The sequence below is a fragment of the Rickettsia senegalensis genome (assembly GCF_056135685.1).
The window spans coordinates 918,864-938,331 of record NZ_JBVYTQ010000001.1 but is presented as its reverse complement, the minus strand read 5'-3'; the positions used below and the strand labels follow the sequence as shown (position 1 = coordinate 938,331).

Sequence of the window (19,468 nt, the reverse complement as noted above, 5' to 3'; positions counted from 1 at the left end):
TTTAGTTAGCAATACCAATTCTTTATTTTGCTGACATTGTCATAGCATCTCTAGAAGAAATTATATTATCGATTATTCCAAATTTCTTTGCTTCCTCCGGCGACATGAAATTATCACGTTCCATACTTTTTTCGATATGTTTTAACTCTTGTCCAGTGTGTTTACTATACAATTCGTTAAGTAATCTTTTGATTTTTAGGGTTTCTTGAGCGTGAATTTCTATATCGGTAGCTTGTCCTCTATAACCTCCTGACGGTTGATGGATCATAATACGGCTATGAGGTAAACTATAACGCATTCCTTTCTCGCCTCCGCAAAGTAAAAGTGAACCCATAGAACAAGCTTGACCTATACATAATGTAGCTACTTTAGGCTTTATATATTGCATTGTATCATAAATAGCAAGTCCTGCGGTTACAACTCCTCCGGGGGAATTGATATACATATATATATCTTTTTTAGGATTTTCTGCTTCAAGAAACAATAATTGTGCAACGACTAAGTTTGCCATATGATCTTCAACAGTACTACATACGAAGATTATACGTTCTTTTAACAATCTTGAATATATATCATAAGCACGCTCCCCACGTGAGGTTTGTTCAATTACTATCGGTACATACGACATTAATATTTTCTCCTGAAATTATATTAAAATGTTATACCGTGGTCAAGCCACGGTATAACAAATTGAAAAAAAGCTTCTACTTCTTATCTTCTAAAGCATTAGCAAGTATATCTCCCATATTAGTGGTATTATCACTAGAACCATATTCTTTGAGAGCTTTTTGACGTTCTGCTATTTTATGAGCTTTGACCGATAATAAAATTCTACCGGTTGATTTCTCGATAGAAACAACTTTTGCTTCTATTTCTTCGTCTATTTTAAACATTTCAGGCTTCCGCTCGTCTTTTTCATCCGATAATTCAGTTCTTTTAATAAAACCTGCTACTTTATTGTTTAATAGTACTTCGAGTCCATCATCTTGAACTTCTGTTATAAGGGCTTTAACTATTGTACCTTTTTTATATTCGTCACTGATTTCTTGATATGGATTAGGTGACAATTGTTTTATACCTAAGCTAACTTGTTCTTTTTCAATATTAATGGCTAGAACTTTGCATTCTATTTCGTCACCTTTCTTGTATGATTTTAATAGATCTGTTCCCTTATCTTCCCAGCTAATATCACCTTCATGAATCATGCCGTCCATATTATTACCTAGTGCAACAAAAATACCGAAATCCGTAATATTTCTAATCGGTGCTTTAATTATAGTACCGACAGGATTATTTTCAGCAAACTTTATTAAAGGATTCTCTTGGCATTGTTTAATACTTAAAGAAACACGATGTTTTTCAGTATCGACCTCTAAAACTACGAATCCCACTTCTTGTCCTATAGTTAATGTTTTTCTAGGGTTTTGATTAGATTTTAACCAACTAATTTCGCTTGAATGAACAAGCCCTTCAAGTCCGTCTCTTAATTCTATAAATACGCCGTAATCAGCAAAATTTGTAACTTTACCGGTCATTTTTTTACCGACGGGGAATTCTTCTTTAATTGCTTCCCATGGGTTAGAATCAAGTTGTTTTATACCAAGTGATATTCTTTTGGTTTTTTCATCAAACTTAATAACCATTACTTTAACCTTTTGGTTAAATTCTAATACTTCTGAAGGGTGGTTAACTCTTCCCCAAGAAATATCGGTTAAATGTAATAAACCGTCAACACTTCCAAGATCGATAAACGCACCGTAATCAGTAATGTTTTTTACGGTTCCTTCTAATACCATACCCTCTTTAATTTTAGATAGCATCTCCTCTCTAGATTCGGAACGTAATTCTTCTAAAATAGCTCTTCTTGAAACTACTATATTACCAAGCTTTTTATCCATGCTTAAAATTTTAAACGGTTGTTTAATATTCATTATAGAAGTAGGATCTTTAATAGGTCTAACGTCAACTTGGCTTCCTGGCAGGAATGCTACTACACCGGATAAATCCACGGTAAAGCCACCTTTTACACGACCAAAAATTGTACCGTCGACAAATTCACCCTTGGAACACATGATTTCTAGTTGTCCCCATAATTCTTCTTTGACTGCTTTTTCACGACTCAATATCGTTCTGCCGTTACGTCCCTCAATTTTCTCGATGAAAACTTCAACTACGTCCCCAACTTCAGGTAGAGCTAAAAATTCAGATTTAGGTATTCTACCTTCATTTTTTAATCCAACATCAACAATAACCATATCGTTTTTTATTTCGATTACTTGGCCTTTAACTACCGTTTTTTCTTTTATATGACTTGTATCAACGGTTTCAAGCATTTTAGAAAAATCTTCTTCAAATTCGTGATTAATTGCTGCAAGTTGTGGAACAAATCGTTGTTTTAGTTTTATTGACATATTTTTCTCGTAATATTAGCTAAAGTGCTAGAGGCTAATAAGATTTTTTAAAGGGTTAATAAAATTGGATGTTATTGCATGGCTCGGTTTTCCGTCATTGCGAGAAGAATTACGTAGTAATGCGACGAAGCAATCCAGTAAAAAGGCTAAAAATTAGCATTTTTTTAATTATTTTCTGGTTTGCCGCGTTCCTTTCAGTCACTCGCAATGACGGTTCTGGTATCCATGCAACAACACCACAAAATCGAATAAAATAACTAGCACTTTTTCAAGTTATTTTATTTTTCATGTAATTCGTTATTTCTTCTACGACTTCTATAGCTGAAAGCTCTGAAGTATCGATAATTAAAGCATCTGAAGCCGGTAATAACGGTGCGGCTTTTCGCTCTTTATCTCTTTTATCTCGCAAAATTATTTGCCGTAAAATCTCATCGAGTATACATGTTGTTCCTTTTGCTTGCAACTGCTTATATCGTCTTTCAGCCCTAATTTGAGGATTTGCAGTGATAAAAACCTTTAAATCGGCGTCAGGTGCAATAACGGTACCTATATCCCTACCCTCCATAATGATTCTTGGTGTTGTTTTTACTAGATTAATCAGATATTTATTTAGATTATTTCTAACTTCGCTTATTACGGCAATTTGCGAGGCTATATTCCCTATATCCTCATTTTCTAAGTCAAAATTATTACCGAGTTTTAATTCTTTAGATAAAGCAATTACTGCATCTATATCAGTGACATCTATTTTTTGATTAATACAGTCAAAAGCAAGCTGCCTATAAACAATACTTGACTGAAAATATTTAAGAGAAAATTTTTTTGCCAATATTAAACCGATAGTCCCTTTACCTGAAGCAGCAGGGCCGTCAAGGGAAATAGTAAAATTTTGAGAAAAATCGAAGGTTTTAGTTTTTAAATCCACCATAAAATTATAGACTAAGTAATAAAATATTATAAATAATAGAAATAAAGCTTGAAATCTAGTACATTATGCAATAAATATAGAATTTAAAATTATAAGCTAACTATGTATAAGGCTTTGCTTGCAAAAGCTTATACATATAATTGGCGTTATAAGGGTGATTAGCTCAGTTGGTTAGAGCATTACGTTGACATCGTAAAGGTCGGTGGTTCGAGTCCACTATCACCCACCATCTCACTCCTTAATAAAAACCAATTCACTATCGGATGAGTGTTTTGTGCTAAATTCATAACCTAAATATGAAAAATCTTTAAGTAGTTCAGGGGAATCAATTGAGTTACTAGCGATAACATTCACCATATTCCCACGAGCCTTTTTAGCATTTATTCCAATTGTTGATAATTTTCCGTCTCTATTTTCTTTAAAATGAATGTTAACTAATTGATATTTAAGCTTATTTAGATTTACTACAGATGAATATTCTTGTGATGCTAGATTGAGTAAATATTTATTTTCATGCTTAGCAAGGGCTTTATTAATATAATCCGTGATTTCATCTTGCCAAAAGCTCGTTAAATTTATTTCATTTAGTTTTGTTGTCATTTCTAATCTATACGGCTTAATAGCATCTAGTGGTTTTAAGGCTCCGTAGAGACCTGATATAATAAGCAAATGTGATTGTAGGAAATTTAGTTCATGATTAGTTAGTTTTTCTACATGTATATTATTAAAAACATCTCCTGCATAAGCAAAAATAGCTGCTTTACTCTTTTGATTATCAAAATCCTTAAATCTTTCTTTATTTATATGTGCAAGCTTTGCGCTTATATTCATTATTTCCGATAATTGATTCTCAGAATAGCTTTGGAGTGTAGAAAGTAACTGATTAGTTAAATTAGGGAATATAGGAGTCGTTAGCTCTGTCTTAAGAGCTAACTTCTCAAAATTAAGAGTTTTAGCGGAAGAAATAATAACAAGCATTCCTATCTAACCGGAGTACTCGGAAGAGATGAGGTAGTATTAGCGATATTTCTGTTAGTATTATCAATTGTTTTCATAATTGCATAACTTGGATCACCGTCAAGTTCTACTACTTCTTTTGATTTCGTAGTTTTTTGACCTGTACAACCAATTAAAGCTATAGAAGCAAATAAAATTATTAAATATCTTATCATAAATACCCTATTTTAATTTTACACTTAAGATAGTTGCCTATTATTATAATGTCAAGTGAGAGGAAAATTTTATTACCCTACCCTATAACATTTAAGTAATAATCTAAAGATTCTTCATAATATTTTAAATCTAATTCTGCATAATCTAAATTAGGTTCCTCTTCGCTTTTTTCTATTTCAGGTTCAGGTTTAGGCTCATCATAATTTTTTCTAGTTTCTAAATAATATGCTAAAGTTTCTTCATATTCCCATCTAGGGTGATCATCCGATTCTTTTTCTAAATATGTCATTATTGATGATATTTTTCCTTTAAAGATTCGGTCATGCCTCCATATTGCAGTTATGCCTATTAAAAAGCTATACGTTCAATAAGAGTACCAATAACCTTATCATGAATATCCAATGACTTGGAAAAGCAGATTGTCTTACGTGCAAGCCTCTTGCATCTCGTTCTAAGGTTCAAGTTACTTCGTTCTATCCGTTGAGTGTATTTTTTACTGATAATATGCTTTTTAGGGTCTAATAACCTAGCATAACTCCCCCATCCATCTGTATAGTAAAAAGTCACCTTGAAATTCTCTAGTTTTTTCAGTAATGATTCTAATGTGCTATCACATCTTGTACCAAACGTATAAGCAACTACTTTTAACGAAATCTTATCCAAGGCATACCAAAGCCATCGTTGTCTGGATTTATTCTGTACATAAGACCATTGTTCATCTATCTCAGGAGCAATAATTACTTCTGTTGTACTGATAGAATGATTTATTGTTTTTTAATACTAGATTTTTTTAAAACACGGATAACTGTATTGATACCCACTTTTAATACTCTTACTGTATCTCTAACTCCAGAGCCGTTGATTGACATTTCTACTATTTGCTCCTTAACTCCAGGCTTAGATGCATTATTAATATACTCCAATTAAAAATATCGATTACACCGCTTGCATTGATATCTCTGTTGTTTTGAAATTGAATATCCTGACTTTATTACTTCTTCTGTGTTGTTACAATATCTACACTTAACATCTATTTTTGCCATAACTCCTTAACTATAATTCTCTCTTATTACTGTTTGAGGATTATAGACTATTTACTCTAAACTGCAATACGGAGGCACGACCAAAGATTCAATACATACTTCTTCAAAAATAGGATAATATTCTTTCTTATTAGATACTAAAGGCATGAGTGCTGGTTTACTATCATTTAAGTAATTATATAATGCTTCAAAAAAAGAATCATATTTCCCATTACCTATAATATCGTGATACATGAGAGAGTCTATATTAAGTGCTTGAATAACCAGTTTCCGTCTATCGATAATATTTTTTTGAAGAGTTCTAAATCTTCAATATGAAGAGCCATGGAAAAAATATTATTATGTAATGCCATGCTTTTTATTATTTTCCACTTCTCTATAACACTATATTTAGACCATTCCATAACTCACTCCTTAAATAAATTTTTAGGCATTCTGTAATAAACAATATTATAGAATTTTTCGCTTTCGGGGAATTTGCGTTTGCGGATGGAGAAGTTACCAAAATTTCTAATTTCGGTACGCTCTTGTTTTTTGAGAGACCGACTTAAATAATCTAAGATTAAATCTACTGAATCTTTAACATCTTCTTTGGAAAGATAATTCAGCTTATCATGTACTTTATCTATTAAATAATTCTTAGTAACCATTATTAAAAAATCGCTTTGATTCCATTAAAACTATTTTTAAAAAAGCTAGGTGCTATACTATCAAAATCTTCAAGTATTATGTCGATTAATTTTGGTTTTGGTTTTAATTGATAATCTTTAACTAGTAGATTAGCATTAATTTTCTTAACTTCCTGTAACCATTTTAATGCAGTATCTTCCGAGCCTATAGCATCCACAAGCTTTAACTTTAAAGCCTGACGACCTGAATATACTCGCCCGTCTGCGAGCTTTTTTACTTCTTCTATAGGAAGATTGCGTCTCTCTGAAACAAGTTCAAGGAAAAAATTATAAGTATCTTCTATATTTTCCATAATGGCTACCCGCACTGCTTCCGTCAGTTTTTCGGTAGGATTTGGGACAGCTTTTAATTCACCCGATTTAAAATTATTGAACTTAATCCCCAATTTTTGAGCAAGCTCCGTTACCTCGGCTGTTTGTAGTATTACACCGATTGAACCTGTAATAGTTCCATTATGGCTAATAATATAATCGCCTCCGAGAGAGATTAAATAACCGCCACTTGCAGCCATTGTTCCCATAACGATTACTACCGGCTTTTTTTCGGATATTTTGCGTAAGATATTATAAATTTTTTCAGAGCCGACTACCGTGCCGCCGGGAGAATTTACGTTAACTATTAACGCTTTAATATGAGAATCATCGATTATTTTTTTGAGCTTTTTGTCACGCTTTTCGTCTTCAAGGATTATTTCATCTATTAATACGGAAGCTATATAATCTTCATTACTATTAATAGGTAAAACCTCTTTTGGAGCAAAATCTTTACCGACTAGTAAGAATACGATAGCAATTAAAATAATAGCTGCTAGTTTCCAAATTAACAAACGAGATTTTATTTGTCTTCTTTCAATTAAATAATCAGGTGTTATACTCATGATTTTTGATATTTTTAATTAGTACAATCAACGTCATTCCTGCAAGACCTTGTTGCGTAGATATAAAAAAAGTAGCTGCGAACTAAGAAAAGTAGTAAATCGACAAAAAACTTAACCACAAGTGTGTATGTCAAAGCTACAAAAAGTTTGCAACTGGAAAGAATATAACAGAAGTTTAAAGAAAAGAGGAACAATAATTTTCACATTTTGTGAAGAATATTTAAAAGAGTTATATTATGGAGGGGAACAGAGGCAAGGAGGAGCGAGAAGATATAATAGCAAGATGTATGAATATTTGCTAACAATTAAGCTGTTATTAAGATTGCCATGGCGAGCAACAAGCGGATTTGCAGAAGGAATGTTTAGCAAAATATTTGCGGGTAAGGATTTAAGAATACCGGATTATGCCCATGCATCAAGAATCGCTAGTAAGCTAAAGTTACGAGTAAAAAATATTGGAGTACAAGAGAAAGGTTCAGGGAAAGAGATAGTATTTGATAGTACCGGAGTAAATGTATATAGCACCAGTGGGTGGCATCAAAGGAAATACGGTAAGGATGGATTATAACGGTAAGGATGGATTATATCGTAAGAGAGAACAGTGGAAGAAGATACATGTAGCAGTCGATTTAGATAGTATGGAAGTACTATCTGTAGCCTATACGGATAGTAACACAAACGACTGTGAAGTTGTTGGTGATATGAGCAAAGAGATAACAGGCAAAGCTAAAACCGTTATAGCAGATGGAGCTTATGATACGCAGGAGTTTAGAAAGATAATATATGATTGGGGAGCACAAGATTTAATGCCCCCAGCACGAACATCTAAGTCACAAGATGAATTAAAGAATAAAAGCAAGGTAGAGAAAGAACATTTAGCTTACAGAGATAAAGTAATAAAAGGAATTAGAGAATATAAAAATTTTGATGAAGGTTTAAAAGCATGGAAAATTAATAGCGGCTATCATCAAAGGTTAAGGGTTGAATCGTTTATGTTTAGGTTGAAGCGAACGTTTGGCTTTAACTTACAACAAAAAACAGAGAAAGGAAGAAAAAACGAAGTAATTACTAAGATAAATATATTAAATGAAATGTAGAAGTCAAGATTTAATCTTACAGACATTATAAAAATTATATCTGAATGTCTGATAAGTTATGACTGTCAGATGAGTATTCAAGATATAAGATTTCGTTATTCTTTTCAACAGCTAACTTTTTACTATCCATAAAAGTCTGCATAGGTGTTTTTCCATAGCTGTAGAAGTCAAGATTTAATCTTACAGACATTATAAAAATTATATCTGAATGTCTGATAAGTTATGACTGTCAGATGAGTATTCAAGATATAAGATTTCGTTATTCTTTTCAACAGCTAACTTTTTACTATCCATAAAAGTCTGCATAGGTGTTTTTCCATAGCTGTAGAAGTCAAGATTTAATCTTACAGACATTATAAAAATTATATCTGAATGTCTGATAAGTTATGACTGTCAGATGAGTATTCAAGATATAAGATTTCGTTATTCTTTTCAACAGCTAACTTTTTACTATCCATAAAAGTCTGCATAGGTGTTTTTCCATAGCAATATTTACCGGAATGCGGTCTTTCATTATTATAATATTCTAGCCAAATATCAAGATCTAGTTGTAGATCATCAAGATCAGTATAGATCTTTTTACGCATAGCAGTATCAAAGAATTCTTGTTTCATAGTTTTATTAAAACGTTCACACATACCATTTGTTTGAGGAGAATATGCTTTAGTAGTAGTATGCTCAATACCCTCAATGCTTAAGAACAATTCAAAAGCATGATGTTCTATATTACCTTTATACTCACCACCTCTATCAGTTAAAATACGAAGTACTGGTATTTGCTGACTCTCATACCATGGTAACACTCTATCATTAAGCATGTCAGCAGCGGTAAGTGCTGTTTTATCAGTATATAGTTTAGCCTCTGCAACCCGAGTGTAACTATCAATAAACACTTGAGAATATACCTTGCCTATGCCTTTAAAATTACCTACATAATATGTGTCTTGGCATCCTAGATAACCTGGATGCTGTGTATCAATCTCACCATGAGCTTCTTTCTCGCTACGCCGTTTCTCTAATACTTGTAACTGAGCTTCGGTAAGAACAATACCATCCTGAGCCATTTTGGCTTCTAATGCTTTAAGTCTTTTATTGATATTATTTAAATCATTACGTAGCCAAATAGGTCTAACTCCTCCAGGTGATACAAGAATACCAGTCTTTTTAAGCTCATTTGATACTCGCAGCTGACCATAAGCGGGGTATTCTATTGCCATATCTAATACTGCTCTCTCTACGGCAGGATCAACTCTATTCGCTATAATTGGCTTCTTCCGACTAATCTCATATAATGCTTCTTCTCCTCCTGTTTCATATAACTCTTTAAACCTATAATAACTGTCTCTACTGTAACCCATAGCTTTACATGCTGACGATATACTACCAAGACTCCTAGCTAATTCTAGTAATCCTATTTTTGGCTTTATTATTTTTTGATTTAGATTCATCTCTAATCCTCCATTTAATATTATCTTAATTTTACTAAATGTAAGATTAAATCTCAACTATTACATCGTCAAAATTTTCAATTTTTTCTCGCAATGACGGTACGACTATAAACCGTTTTTAGGACGTTCAGGGCTCTTCATCATCTCAAAAAACTCACCGTTAGTTTTAGTATGTTCAAGTTTTTTGAGTAAAAATTCTATTGCCTCACTGCTACCCATCGGATCGATAATACGACGAAGAACCCACATTTTATTTAATATTATTTTATCTACTAATAAATCTTCTTTTCTAGTTCCTGATCTAGTTATATCAATAGCCGGATAAATACGCTTATCGGCAATCTTACGGTCTAGAACTATCTCGGAATTACCTGTACCTTTAAATTCTTCAAAAATTACTTCATCCATACGAGAACCGGTTTCAATTAAAGCCGTACCGATTATAGTAAGCGAACCGCCGTTTTCGATATTTCTTGCTGCTCCGAAAAATCTTTTCGGTCTTTGTAGTGCATTAGCATCAACACCGCCCGTTAATACTTTCCCTGATGACGGCACTACGGTATTATAAGCACGAGCGAGTCGTGTTATCGCATCTACTAAAATTACCACATCTTTTTTATGTTCTACTAAACGCTTTGCTTTTTCGATAACCATTTCTGCAAGCTGCACGTGCCTACTTGCCGGTTCATCGAAAGTAGAGCTAACAACCTCTCCACGCACGGAACGTTGCATATCGGTTACTTCTTCAGGTCTTTCGTCTATTAACAGTACTATTAAAAATACTTCCAGATTATTAGTTGTAATTGCATGTGCTATATTTTGTAATAATACGGTTTTACCTGTACGAGGCGGCGCTACTATTAATGCACGTTGTCCTTTACCCATAGGGGCAACAAGTTCAATAACCCGTGTACTAAAATCCTTACTATCTTTACTATTATTTTCAAGTTCTAATCCTAATTTTTCATCAGGATATAAGGGAGTTAAATTATCAAAATGAACACGATGATAAGCTTTAGAAGGGTCTTCAAAATTTACTCTATTGACTTTCAGTAAAGCAAAATAACGTTCTCCGGCTTTTGGAGCTCTGATCTGACCTTCTACAGTATCACCGGTGCGCAGACCAAAGCGACGAATCTGACTAGGAGAAATATAAATATCATCAGGACCTGCTAAATAGTTTACTTCCGGTGAACGTAAAAAACCAAACCCGTCAGGTAATACCTCAAGTACCCCTTCGCCAACTATTAAACCTCCCTGCTCTACGGATTTTTTCAAAATTGCAAAAACTAATTCTTGTTTAAGTAATGAATTAATATTTTCAATTTTTAATTCTTCTGCTTGAGCTTGTAGTTCCTCTGGTAATTTACGTTTTAATTGTTTTAAATTAATAATATTACCGTGCTCTGCAAAATTATTATGATTGTTATTGGATTCGGTATTGTTAAGTTCTTCTGTAGATTCTTTATTAGTTGTGTTCATTATTTTATTATTAATAGATTATAATTGAAAAGTTGAGTTAGCAATTAAGTTTAAAGGTAAGTAATATACTTATTTAAAATTAGGAATCAAATTAGATTTTTAGAAAATTTTATTTATTCTTGCGGTTTGAAGAATTATTTATCTTGTTAGCTTATAAGAATTGTTTATGTATGTAAAAGCATACTAACAACGTAATAGCGCATTGTCAACCCAAATCGTCATTGCGAGCAGGTATTGTTGTGTGGATCAATTTCGCCTCTGTCATCCCGTGGCTTGACCACGGAATCCAGTTAAAATACTAAAATATTAGTATTTTTTATTGTTTTTATAGACCCCTGGTCAAGCCACGGGGTGACACAGAAGGTTTTACCGATCCACGCAACACTGCTTTGCGAGGAGCGAAGCATTGTTGCAATCCAGAAAAATAATTAAAAAATTCTGTAAATCAAAATTTTTAACTGGATTACTTTGTCGAATTACTACGTAATTCTTCTCGCAATGACGGAAACCAAGCCATGCAACAAAGCTGGACAAGCCAGGGTATGACATCAAGGGCGTTTGGATAAACTAATCCACGTATACTCTACAAATCCTTTGATTTTAATAATAATACATTTGAATTAAGTAATGGAGTGAAAACGTTTTTAACTTCGTTTAATAATGCTTCATTGCTTATTTCTTGGTTTAATTCGCTGCGTACCGCATCAAATATTTCTCTTAAACTTTTCTCTTCTACCATATATTTAAAAATATATTTAGTGCTTCTAAATATCGACATTGAGATATTAACATTATTTAATATCCCATTATTAATAATAAAATTAATAACATTATTTACTGCTGAAGGATTAGATTCCAAATGCTCATAAATTTGTTTAGCAAAATTGGCAATATTATGGAAGTACGGTATATTATCAAGGTCATCAAGAGAGGCTACACTATCTTTTTGATTTGATACGTAAAATGAATGTTTAATAATATTACCGGTAAGTATTTCAGAAATTGCTTCTCTAGTTACTTTATCCATCTTTTTAATTTTTTGTAGAAGTGAAAAATCTTTTACATAATTTTCCGGTCTTAATAAAATTTTCTCTAAAGGATCAAGATAATCAACAAAATTTAAGCCTGCTTTTTCTACGAATTCATATAACTCAGGAACGGAATAGGCTCTATCCTGTTTGTGCAGGAACATATCATAAACTCCAATGTCACCGAAATTTTGGTAGTCTGAAAATAATTCCCAACCTCTTTTATACCAGTTAGTAGCAGGCAAATTATCTAGAATTAGCTTCCCGTTCATTACTTCTTCGACACGGTTTTTAGTATCTTTATTTATCATTTTCATTAAATCCTGAATTTGATAAACACCGGTACGTCCGTATTTAGCATATACCATTAAACCCATACCGCCGGTCGGTTTTAAAGAATCTTTTAGATTTTTTAAACCTTCATCAGGATTTGCTAAATGATGAAGCACACCGGTACAATTTATATAATCGAATTTTCCAAGTTTTAAATTAGGTATATTTAATATTGAATCATTAATCCATTTAATATTTTTAAGTCCTCGTACTTCTGCACGTTTTTGTGCTACTTCCATGCTAGGTTTACTAAAATCTAGATATATTATCTCGGCATTTTTTTATCTTTTAACTGCTTGGCAAGATAAATAGTCGAATCACCGGTGCCGCCGCCCGCTATTAAGCATTTAAATCCATTATTAAAATTTTCTTTTCCTTTATATAGAAAATGGTTTAATTCTCCTAAGAACTCACCGCAAATTGCAAGTAAACGTTCTTTTTCTTGATTTGGGTCTCTGAAAGGATAAGGATAATCTTGATAATGCTCTTGTACTTCTGCTAAGTCTTTAGAAATTTTTGTTTTCCTTGAATCGTTCATAAATATTATTGTTTTTAAGTTATTACTATATAATCGTTTATCTATTTTCGGCTTTGTTGCATAGATCGAAAAACGCACTCGGTGTCATACCGTGGCTTGACCACGGTATCCAGAAAACAACTAAAAATATCAATAATATTGATATTTTTAACTGGTTCCCGTGAATAAATCACGGGATGAAAGGAGAAAAACCGGACCATGCAACAACGCCTATGGCTCCTCGCAAGGCCTTGTTGCGTAGATATAAAAAAAGTAGCTGCGAACTAAGAAAAGTAGTAAATTGACAAAAAACTTAACCACAAGTGTGTATGTCAAAGCTACAAAAAGTTTGCAACTGGAAAGAATATAACAGAAGTTTAAAGAAAAGAGGAACAATAATTTTCACATTTTGTGAAGAATATTTAAAAGAGTTATATTATGGAGGGGAACAGAGGCAAGGAGGAGCGAGAAGATATAATAGCAAGATGTATGAATATTTGCTAACAATTAAGCTGTTATTAAGATTGCCATGGCGAGCAACAAGCGGATTTGCAGAAGGAATGTTTAGCAAAATGGTAATCCTCCCATTTTTAATCGCAATAGAGAGTAGAGAGTTAAGTTGCGAGAGCTAATTTTTGTATTGGTGTTATACCGCCAATAGCCATATTAGGTCTTTCGTTATTATAAGACCAAAGCCATTGAGTTGAGTGTAGAAGTCAAGATTTAATCTTACAGACATTATAAAAATTATATCTGAATGTCTGATAAGTTATGACTGTCAGATGAGTATTCAAGATATAAGATTTCGTTATTCTTTTCAACAGCTAACTTTTTACTATCCATAAAAGTCTGCATAGGTGTTTTTCCATAGCAATATTTACCGGAATGCGGTCTTTCATGATTATAATATTCTAGCCAAATATCAAGATCTAGTTGTAGATCATCAAGATCAGTATAGATCTTTTTACGCATAGCAGTATCAAAGAATTCTTGTTTCATAGTTTTATTAAAACGTTCACACATACCATTTGTTTGAGGAGAATATGCTTTAGTAGTAGTATGCTCAATACCCTCAATGCTTAAGAACAATTCAAAAGCATGATGTTCTATATTACCTTTATACTCACCACCTCTATCAGTTAAAATACGAAGTACTGGTATTTGCTGACTCTCATACCATGGTAACACTCTATCATTAAGCATGTCAGCAGCGGTAAGTGCTGTTTTATCAGTATATAGTTTAGCCTCTGCAACCCGAGTGTAACTATCAATAAACACTTGAGAATATACCTTGCCTATGCCTTTAAAATTACCTACATAATATGTGTCTTGGCATCCTAGATAACCTGGATGCTGTGTATCAATCTCACCATGAGCTTCTTTCTCGCTACGCCGTTTCTCTAATACTTGTAACTGAGCTTCGGTAAGAACAATACCATCCTGAGCCATTTTGGCTTCTAATGCTTTAAGTCTTTTATTGATATTATTTAAATCATTACGTAGCCAAATAGATCTAACTCCTCCAGGTGATACAAGAATACCAGTCTTTTTAAGCTCATTTGATACTCGCAGCTGACCATAAGCGGGGTATTCTATTGCCATATCTAATACTGCTCTCTCTACGGCAGGATCAACTCTATTCGCTATAATTGGCTTCTTCCGACTAATCTCATATAATGCTTCTTCTCCTCCTGTTTCATATAACTCTTTAAACCTATAATAACTGTCTCTACTGTAACCCATAGCTTTATATGCTGACGATATACTACCAAGACTCCTAGCTAATTCTAGTAATCCTATTTTTGGCTTTATTATTTTTTGATTTAGATTCATCTCTAATCCTCCATTTAATATTATCTTAATTTTACTAAATGTAAGATTAAATCTCAACTATTACAACTCATAGGCTATCTGCTCTAAAAATCTCATTATGTTTTTAAAGTGATTATTAGCTTCTGTTTTATTCTTATATTTATGCTGGGTTTTTGCTAGATGCCTATTATTAAGCCAATTTATTATTTCACTATATAAACGACTTATATTAAAATCTTCATTACTATTTTTTGAAATTTATCCCTTATATCTTTATCGTTCCAAACCAAACATATTAATGCAGTATTGATAGGAACTACGCATATTTCTTTTATTTAGCTGTGAGTATCCAAAAAGCTTGTTAATTGTGTTCCCAGCTCTTTATCATACTCAAAATTTTTATTTACATATTGCCTTATTCCCTCTGTATCCCAGCCTGTATTTTCTACTTTCCGCTCAAACCTGTTACTCATTTCTTCTATAACCGCATTAGGTCTAGAAGTCATTATTACGTTGTTATATTCTAATATTTTATCTATTAACTTTTTAAATTCATCTCGAATATTTAAATGTGCTACTTCGTCATATCCGTCAAGTAATAACAACATCTTATCTTTATTTTGGATATCCATTATTTCCTTAACGCTTAAGGTACTTTCGCTACCGCCTAAACAATAATGGATAAAACAATTAAGCTTACTTTGAGATAAATTATTAATATCAAAATGCCCACTATAACCGTCTTTCCAACTTTCATTTAATAGCTCTTTTAACTTAACTCTAAAAACATAATCAAACTTATCGTTCCATAAATTTCCTTTTCCCCATTTATAAGATAGATAATGCATTAACGTAGTTTTACCTATTCCTGCACTACCAAGTAACAATACTTTACTTATACCTGCTTGGATTCTATTTATTGATTCAGCTATATTTTTTATCTCTGATTCACTTTTATTAGTTAGATTCCTGCGAAGTATCGCAAACTTATTTTCCTCATTTGTTTCTCCCTCTAGTGACTTAACTATATTATCAATCTCATCATCCTTATTATGTAGCTCTTTCTTATTAAGCAACTCCTTTATTTTCTTTTTCGTATCCACAGCTTTAAAGATATTCTCTATTTCTACCGATTTCTTTTCTCCGACCACTTTATCACGTAATGCTGCTTTGCCTGCTTCATCATCTTCACTCAGTAATATCTGTAATTTTACTTAATATTCCTCTAAAGACTGAGCTTTGATTTTCTCATCTTCTATTAGCTTTGGTAAAGTATTGTGAGAACTATATAAGGTTCTTAACTTGTCAGTTAATGATTTTGAAGTAGAAGGCTTCATATTTTTACTTAATGGTAGAAAATATATTTTATTAGAAAACCTAATTAGATTAAAACAATTATAGGTGTGAGTTTAAGAATTTAAATTTGTTTAAGCAATTTAAAATTGATTAACCAAAATAATCTATTTTTTTATTTATTGCAACTAATAATGATCGAGTTGCAATAATTATTATGGGATTAGAGCTAAGTAAAATTTTACAAAGAAAATAATTTTAATTAGAGGTAGTATTAGAGTTCAATATTATATATAAGTTTGTTGATAAAAAATGATTTATTTACTAATATCTATATTTCCATAAATAATATTAGTTTTATATGCTACTGCTACTTCCTGAAATAACTTTGACTTTAATAGCACTTTTAGGGCAGTTTTTTGCCGTAATTATACCAAATAAAAATAGAATTATTTCTAATATCGTTATTTTATTATGTATATTATCAATTTTTCTTACCTTTAAGTACTCAAGCTATGAAGGGGCATGGTACTCATTTGCTACCGGAATAAATATCGGTATTAGTAAAAGTATAGTACTGCTATTCACTATTATATCCATGATTATATACTGTGATTACTCTATTCTTGTTGCTGAGGAATTAAAGTTTGAATTTATCACTTTAATATTATTATCGGCCGTAGGTATTTTTGTTGCAATTTCGTCACGGAATTTTCTATTATTATTCTGCGGTATGGAGCTTACTGCTTTAACTTCATATGCACTTGCAGGATTCAAATTAAATGATATTAAATCATCGGAGGGTGCTTTAAAATATTTTATCTTAGGTAGTCTGGTTAGTTGTTTATCATTATTCGGGATTTCTTTTATATATGGATTCGGTGGAAGCCTACAATTTGAGGATATCTTATATAAACTAAATAATAATTCTGGGATGAATTTTGGTTTAATAATCGGTATTGTATTATTTTTAAGTAGTATTTTCTTCAAACTTTCAAGTACTCCTCTTCATTTTTGGGTTCCTGACGTATATGAAGGATCACCGATTAGTGCGGTTACTTATTTCACCGCTGCCTCAAAAATAGGTATGGTTATTGTTTTATTAAATATTAGCAAATTAATTATAGGTAATTACTATCCTATTAATTATAATTTAATAAAAATAATTGCTATATTATCTATGCTGTTTGGAGCTTTTGGAGCCATTCGTCAAACTTCTCTGAAAAGATTAATGGCTTATAGTACTATTTTAAATATCGGTTATGTATTAATCGGCGTTCTTCTGCATAATCAAGAAGGGTATAAAGCAGCTTTACTATATATTCTAATATATGCGGTAGGGAGTATAGGATTTTTTACTTGCTTAATTATGCTACTCGGTAAAGATGCCGATAAAGCTAGTTTTAAAACTATACAAGGAATTGCAGAGAACCATAAAACTATAGCTGCCGTAATTAGCATAGTTATGTTCTCGATGATCGGAATTCCTCCTCTCACAGGATTTTTCAGTAAATATTACCTTTTTTACCAAGCAATTAATCAAGAAGAATTCGTATTAGCTTATTGTGGTATTTTTACCAGCGTAGTTGCTGCTTTTTATTATCTTAAAGTAGTAAAAGCCATGTATTTTTCTAAAAAGATTGAGATAATTAAGCTTCCTATGCAATATGGGCTTTTACTGATTAATTACTTAGTTGTAGGCTTCTTGTTGCTCGGTTCATTTATTATCTCGTTTTAGCCGGTGTAGACTTTTTATTAACAACATTAGCCGAAGTAATTTTTGTAGGCTTCATAACCTTGTCTTTTAGATTCTTTATATGTTTTAGATCTTCTTCATCTAATTTTAATAAATCTTGGTCTTTCTGTTTAGCTTTTCTACCTAAACCTAATTGACTTGGAGTAACACTAACAATATCATCCGTTCCGACTTCTTTCTTGAATTTTTCTAGAGCGTCTACATATTCTCTATTTGTGTCTATATTTGTCTTTACAGATTTTTGTTTTGGTTCTTTCTTTATTTTATCAGAAGAATCAGCTAAATTTCTTTCATCTTTAATATCTTCATTTAAACTTTTTATTGTCTTTATTAAATGTTTTTTCGCACTATCCCTAATACCGAGTATTTCTAAAATTCTTGCAAAACTAGTAGTGATTTTATTTCTTAATTTAAGTTTTTGTCCTCCTTTTTTTCTTTCTTCATAATTAAGAATTTTCTCAAAATAATCAGGAGATTCTTTCATTAATGTTTTTAATCCTTGCGCTTTCACTTTGTAATAAGGAAAACTATATTTTTTAGAAATTAGGCTATTTACTTTAATTTCTAAGCCGTATTCCTTTAAGGATTCTTGTCTTTTTTTCATTGTATCTATTAAACTAGCCTTAATTTCTTCAGGCGTTATTTCTTTAGATTTTTTATTATTAAATTTCTTTGGCATTGCTTGTTTTGCAAATTCTGCAATTGCTTCATTACTATAATATTTAGTTAATTCATCAAAACTTTTATCAATAGTTTTGCTTAAATCAATTTTAGAAACTGCAAGTAAGCTATCGGCAAAATTAGGATTTTTTGTTCTTAAATTAGAAGGAAATTCTCTAAAATGGTTAGTAGGACCGAATCCCGGCAAATGTTTGGCTCTTGAATGCGGATATATATTATTTGTTAAATTATCAAAACTACCGGCAAAATCAATTCTTACTAATTTAGGTAAAGTTTTTGGATTTTTTTGATCTCTGATAACTCCTATATTTCCAACATGTATATCAAAATCGCCTATCAATAAACTTGCCGGCATAATGTTTTCAAAGTTCTGATACTTAATTTCCTTAAAAGCATTTTCTAAGGTTCTAAATAATTTATTTCTAGCCCCCATAAAAAGCGGTCTACCGCCGTCCTTTCTAAACCAAGAACTCGGTTTAGTTTTAGCAGACATATGTTTATCCATGTCCACATACATATCACTACTATAATTCTCAAAAAATTCAGATTTGACGTATATTTGTGAATCAACGGCCTTAGATTTATTAAAATCATCAGGAGCAATTAAATTAACCTTTGCTCCATTTCCGGGACTTATAGCTTCAAAAATTTGGGATCCTAAAAACTCGGCTATATTTTTTGAGCTTGAAGCCTCTTTTTTTATCATCGCTGTAATTTTACCGTCTGAGCTTTGATATACTCCGCCATGCTCTCCTGCTTCATTAGCTCCGCCTCCTTTAGGTTTTAAAAAATTCCAACCTTTAAATACTGATTGCTTATTGTGAGTCATCCTCGCCTCTTTATAATGATTTATATAAAATTGATAATTTTGATATAATTATAAAACATATTATTTATTT

19 protein-coding genes, 1 tRNA gene and 3 pseudogenes are annotated in these 19,468 nt (G+C 31.9%); 5 read left to right on the top strand and 18 right to left on the bottom strand.

What is annotated here, in order from left to right:
• Positions 1-22 precede the first annotated feature (22 nt).
• The 3 genes from clpP to cmk form a co-directional block, all read right to left on the bottom strand.
• A complete protein-coding gene (clpP, locus tag AC0ODJ_RS05085; RefSeq protein WP_011271101.1) occupies positions 23-628 on the bottom strand; it encodes an ATP-dependent Clp endopeptidase proteolytic subunit ClpP in 606 nt (201 codons plus the stop codon).
• A 76-nt stretch (positions 629-704) separates the two neighbouring features.
• A complete protein-coding gene (locus tag AC0ODJ_RS05080; RefSeq protein WP_218459892.1) occupies positions 705-2,411 on the bottom strand; it encodes a 30S ribosomal protein S1 in 1,707 nt (568 codons plus the stop codon).
• Positions 2,412-2,679: 268 nt separating this feature from the next.
• On the bottom strand, positions 2,680-3,339 hold the full coding sequence (gene cmk, locus AC0ODJ_RS05075) for a (d)CMP kinase (RefSeq protein ID WP_218459782.1): 660 nt from the start codon (positions 3,337-3,339) through the stop codon (positions 2,680-2,682).
• A gap of 152 nt (positions 3,340-3,491) precedes the next feature.
• Between cmk and AC0ODJ_RS05070 the strand changes: the two genes are divergently transcribed.
• Positions 3,492-3,568: transfer RNA gene (locus AC0ODJ_RS05070), tRNA-Val, on the top strand.
• 2 nt (positions 3,569-3,570) lie between these two features.
• Here the strand turns inward: AC0ODJ_RS05070 and AC0ODJ_RS05065 are convergent.
• From AC0ODJ_RS05065 to sppA, 7 genes and pseudogenes are all read right to left on the bottom strand, one after another.
• Entirely contained in the window at positions 3,571-4,317 is a 747-nt protein-coding gene (locus AC0ODJ_RS05065) for a YaaA family protein (RefSeq protein ID WP_218459780.1), read from the bottom strand.
• A gap of 2 nt (positions 4,318-4,319) precedes the next feature.
• Positions 4,320-4,511: a hypothetical protein gene (locus AC0ODJ_RS05060; protein WP_039594994.1), complete on the bottom strand. Its 192-nt coding sequence runs from the start codon at positions 4,509-4,511 to the stop codon at positions 4,320-4,322.
• A gap of 77 nt (positions 4,512-4,588) precedes the next feature.
• Positions 4,589-4,801, bottom strand: a complete 213-nt coding sequence (locus AC0ODJ_RS05055) for a hypothetical protein (protein WP_474465179.1) — start codon at positions 4,799-4,801, stop codon at positions 4,589-4,591.
• Between the two features lie 59 nt (positions 4,802-4,860).
• A pseudogene (locus tag AC0ODJ_RS05050) lies at positions 4,861-5,555 on the bottom strand (IS1 family transposase).
• Between the two features lie 51 nt (positions 5,556-5,606).
• Positions 5,607-5,789, bottom strand: coding sequence for a hypothetical protein (locus tag AC0ODJ_RS05045; protein WP_474465175.1), 183 nt, complete (start codon positions 5,787-5,789; stop codon positions 5,607-5,609).
• Positions 5,790-5,962: 173 nt separating this feature from the next.
• Positions 5,963-6,205, bottom strand: a complete 243-nt coding sequence (locus tag AC0ODJ_RS05040) for an HU family DNA-binding protein (protein ID WP_218460144.1) — start codon at positions 6,203-6,205, stop codon at positions 5,963-5,965.
• A gap of 2 nt (positions 6,206-6,207) precedes the next feature.
• Positions 6,208-7,122 (bottom strand): signal peptide peptidase SppA, encoded by a 915-nt coding sequence (sppA, locus tag AC0ODJ_RS05035; RefSeq protein WP_011271095.1) that lies wholly within the window; start codon positions 7,120-7,122, stop codon positions 6,208-6,210.
• A 127-nt stretch (positions 7,123-7,249) separates the two neighbouring features.
• Here sppA and AC0ODJ_RS05030 point away from each other — a divergent pair, with 127 nt between their 5' ends.
• Together AC0ODJ_RS05030 and AC0ODJ_RS05025 are read left to right on the top strand one after the other, a co-directional pair.
• Positions 7,250-7,690, top strand: coding sequence for a transposase (locus AC0ODJ_RS05030; protein ID WP_121843865.1), 441 nt, complete (start codon positions 7,250-7,252; stop codon positions 7,688-7,690).
• Entirely contained in the window at positions 7,680-8,219 is a 540-nt protein-coding gene (locus tag AC0ODJ_RS05025; protein ID WP_474465168.1) for a transposase, read from the top strand. Before AC0ODJ_RS05030 ends, AC0ODJ_RS05025 begins: the two co-directional genes overlap by 11 nt.
• 34 nt (positions 8,220-8,253) lie before the next feature.
• Here AC0ODJ_RS05025 and AC0ODJ_RS05020 read toward each other — a convergent pair whose 3' ends face one another.
• The 5 genes and pseudogenes from AC0ODJ_RS05020 to AC0ODJ_RS05000 form a co-directional block, all read right to left on the bottom strand.
• Positions 8,254-8,409 (bottom strand): hypothetical protein, encoded by a 156-nt coding sequence (locus AC0ODJ_RS05020; protein ID WP_474465165.1) that lies wholly within the window; start codon positions 8,407-8,409, stop codon positions 8,254-8,256.
• Between the two features lie 8 nt (positions 8,410-8,417).
• Positions 8,418-8,546, bottom strand: a pseudogene (locus AC0ODJ_RS05015) (IS481 family transposase); the annotation flags it as partial.
• Between the two features lie 35 nt (positions 8,547-8,581).
• Entirely contained in the window at positions 8,582-9,667 is a 1,086-nt protein-coding gene (locus AC0ODJ_RS05010; protein WP_474465632.1) for an IS481 family transposase, read from the bottom strand.
• A gap of 105 nt (positions 9,668-9,772) precedes the next feature.
• Complete coding sequence (gene rho, locus AC0ODJ_RS05005; protein WP_218460844.1) at positions 9,773-11,149, bottom strand: transcription termination factor Rho; 1,377 nt, start codon at positions 11,147-11,149, stop codon at positions 9,773-9,775.
• Positions 11,150-11,732: 583 nt separating this feature from the next.
• Positions 11,733-13,048 (bottom strand): annotated as a pseudogene (locus AC0ODJ_RS05000) (class I SAM-dependent methyltransferase).
• Between the two features lie 308 nt (positions 13,049-13,356).
• Here AC0ODJ_RS05000 and AC0ODJ_RS04995 point away from each other — a divergent pair.
• Entirely contained in the window at positions 13,357-13,659 is a 303-nt protein-coding gene (locus AC0ODJ_RS04995; RefSeq protein WP_474465136.1) for a transposase, read from the top strand.
• A 115-nt stretch (positions 13,660-13,774) separates the two neighbouring features.
• Here AC0ODJ_RS04995 and AC0ODJ_RS04990 read toward each other — a convergent pair whose 3' ends face one another.
• Both AC0ODJ_RS04990 and AC0ODJ_RS04985 read right to left on the bottom strand, forming a co-directional pair.
• Positions 13,775-14,860: an IS481 family transposase gene (locus AC0ODJ_RS04990; protein ID WP_474465757.1), complete on the bottom strand. Its 1,086-nt coding sequence runs from the start codon at positions 14,858-14,860 to the stop codon at positions 13,775-13,777.
• 314 nt (positions 14,861-15,174) lie between these two features.
• Positions 15,175-15,990 carry an NACHT domain-containing protein gene (locus tag AC0ODJ_RS04985; RefSeq protein ID WP_371920394.1) on the bottom strand — a complete coding sequence of 272 codons (816 nt, stop codon included), beginning with the start codon at positions 15,988-15,990 and terminating at the stop codon, positions 15,175-15,177.
• Between the two features lie 503 nt (positions 15,991-16,493).
• Here AC0ODJ_RS04985 and nuoN point away from each other — a divergent pair.
• A complete protein-coding gene (nuoN, locus tag AC0ODJ_RS04980; RefSeq protein ID WP_218460329.1) occupies positions 16,494-17,870 on the top strand; it encodes an NADH-quinone oxidoreductase subunit NuoN in 1,377 nt (458 codons plus the stop codon).
• On the opposite strand, the gene AC0ODJ_RS04975 is transcribed toward nuoN, so the two are convergent.
• A complete protein-coding gene (locus tag AC0ODJ_RS04975) occupies positions 17,857-19,398 on the bottom strand; it encodes a hypothetical protein (RefSeq protein WP_218460330.1) in 1,542 nt (513 codons plus the stop codon). The genes nuoN and AC0ODJ_RS04975 overlap by 14 nt on opposite strands.
• Positions 19,399-19,468: the final 70 nt, after the last annotated feature.

What these genes read in the sequence shown, in the direction of transcription:
- AC0ODJ_RS05080 (WP_218459892.1), bottom strand. Translation starts at nt 2,411, where the DNA reads ATGTCAATAAAACTAAAACAACGATTTGTTCCACAACTTGCAGCAATT.
- AC0ODJ_RS05020 (WP_474465165.1), bottom strand. Translation starts at nt 8,409, where the DNA reads ATGTCTGTAAGATTAAATCTTGACTTCTACAGCTATGGAAAAACACCT.
- sppA (WP_011271095.1), bottom strand. Translation starts at nt 7,122, where the DNA reads ATGAGTATAACACCTGATTATTTAATTGAAAGAAGACAAATAAAATCT.
- AC0ODJ_RS05060 (WP_039594994.1), bottom strand. Translation starts at nt 4,511, where the DNA reads ATGATAAGATATTTAATAATTTTATTTGCTTCTATAGCTTTAATTGGT.
- AC0ODJ_RS05025 (WP_474465168.1), top strand. Translation starts at nt 7,680, where the DNA reads ATGGATTATAACGGTAAGGATGGATTATATCGTAAGAGAGAACAGTGG.
- AC0ODJ_RS05040 (WP_218460144.1), bottom strand. Translation starts at nt 6,205, where the DNA reads ATGGTTACTAAGAATTATTTAATAGATAAAGTACATGATAAGCTGAAT.
- AC0ODJ_RS04990 (WP_474465757.1), bottom strand. Translation starts at nt 14,860, where the DNA reads ATGAATCTAAATCAAAAAATAATAAAGCCAAAAATAGGATTACTAGAA.
- clpP (WP_011271101.1), bottom strand. Translation starts at nt 628, where the DNA reads ATGTCGTATGTACCGATAGTAATTGAACAAACCTCACGTGGGGAGCGT.
- AC0ODJ_RS05010 (WP_474465632.1), bottom strand. Translation starts at nt 9,667, where the DNA reads ATGAATCTAAATCAAAAAATAATAAAGCCAAAAATAGGATTACTAGAA.
- cmk (WP_218459782.1), bottom strand. Translation starts at nt 3,339, where the DNA reads ATGGTGGATTTAAAAACTAAAACCTTCGATTTTTCTCAAAATTTTACT.
- AC0ODJ_RS05055 (WP_474465179.1), bottom strand. Translation starts at nt 4,801, where the DNA reads ATGACATATTTAGAAAAAGAATCGGATGATCACCCTAGATGGGAATAT.
- nuoN (WP_218460329.1), top strand. Translation starts at nt 16,494, where the DNA reads ATGCTACTGCTACTTCCTGAAATAACTTTGACTTTAATAGCACTTTTA.
- AC0ODJ_RS04975 (WP_218460330.1), bottom strand. Translation starts at nt 19,398, where the DNA reads ATGACTCACAATAAGCAATCAGTATTTAAAGGTTGGAATTTTTTAAAA.
- AC0ODJ_RS05030 (WP_121843865.1), top strand. Translation starts at nt 7,250, where the DNA reads ATGTCAAAGCTACAAAAAGTTTGCAACTGGAAAGAATATAACAGAAGT.
- AC0ODJ_RS04995 (WP_474465136.1), top strand. Translation starts at nt 13,357, where the DNA reads ATGTCAAAGCTACAAAAAGTTTGCAACTGGAAAGAATATAACAGAAGT.
- AC0ODJ_RS05065 (WP_218459780.1), bottom strand. Translation starts at nt 4,317, where the DNA reads ATGCTTGTTATTATTTCTTCCGCTAAAACTCTTAATTTTGAGAAGTTA.
- rho (WP_218460844.1), bottom strand. Translation starts at nt 11,149, where the DNA reads ATGAACACAACTAATAAAGAATCTACAGAAGAACTTAACAATACCGAA.
- AC0ODJ_RS05045 (WP_474465175.1), bottom strand. Translation starts at nt 5,789, where the DNA reads ATGTATCACGATATTATAGGTAATGGGAAATATGATTCTTTTTTTGAA.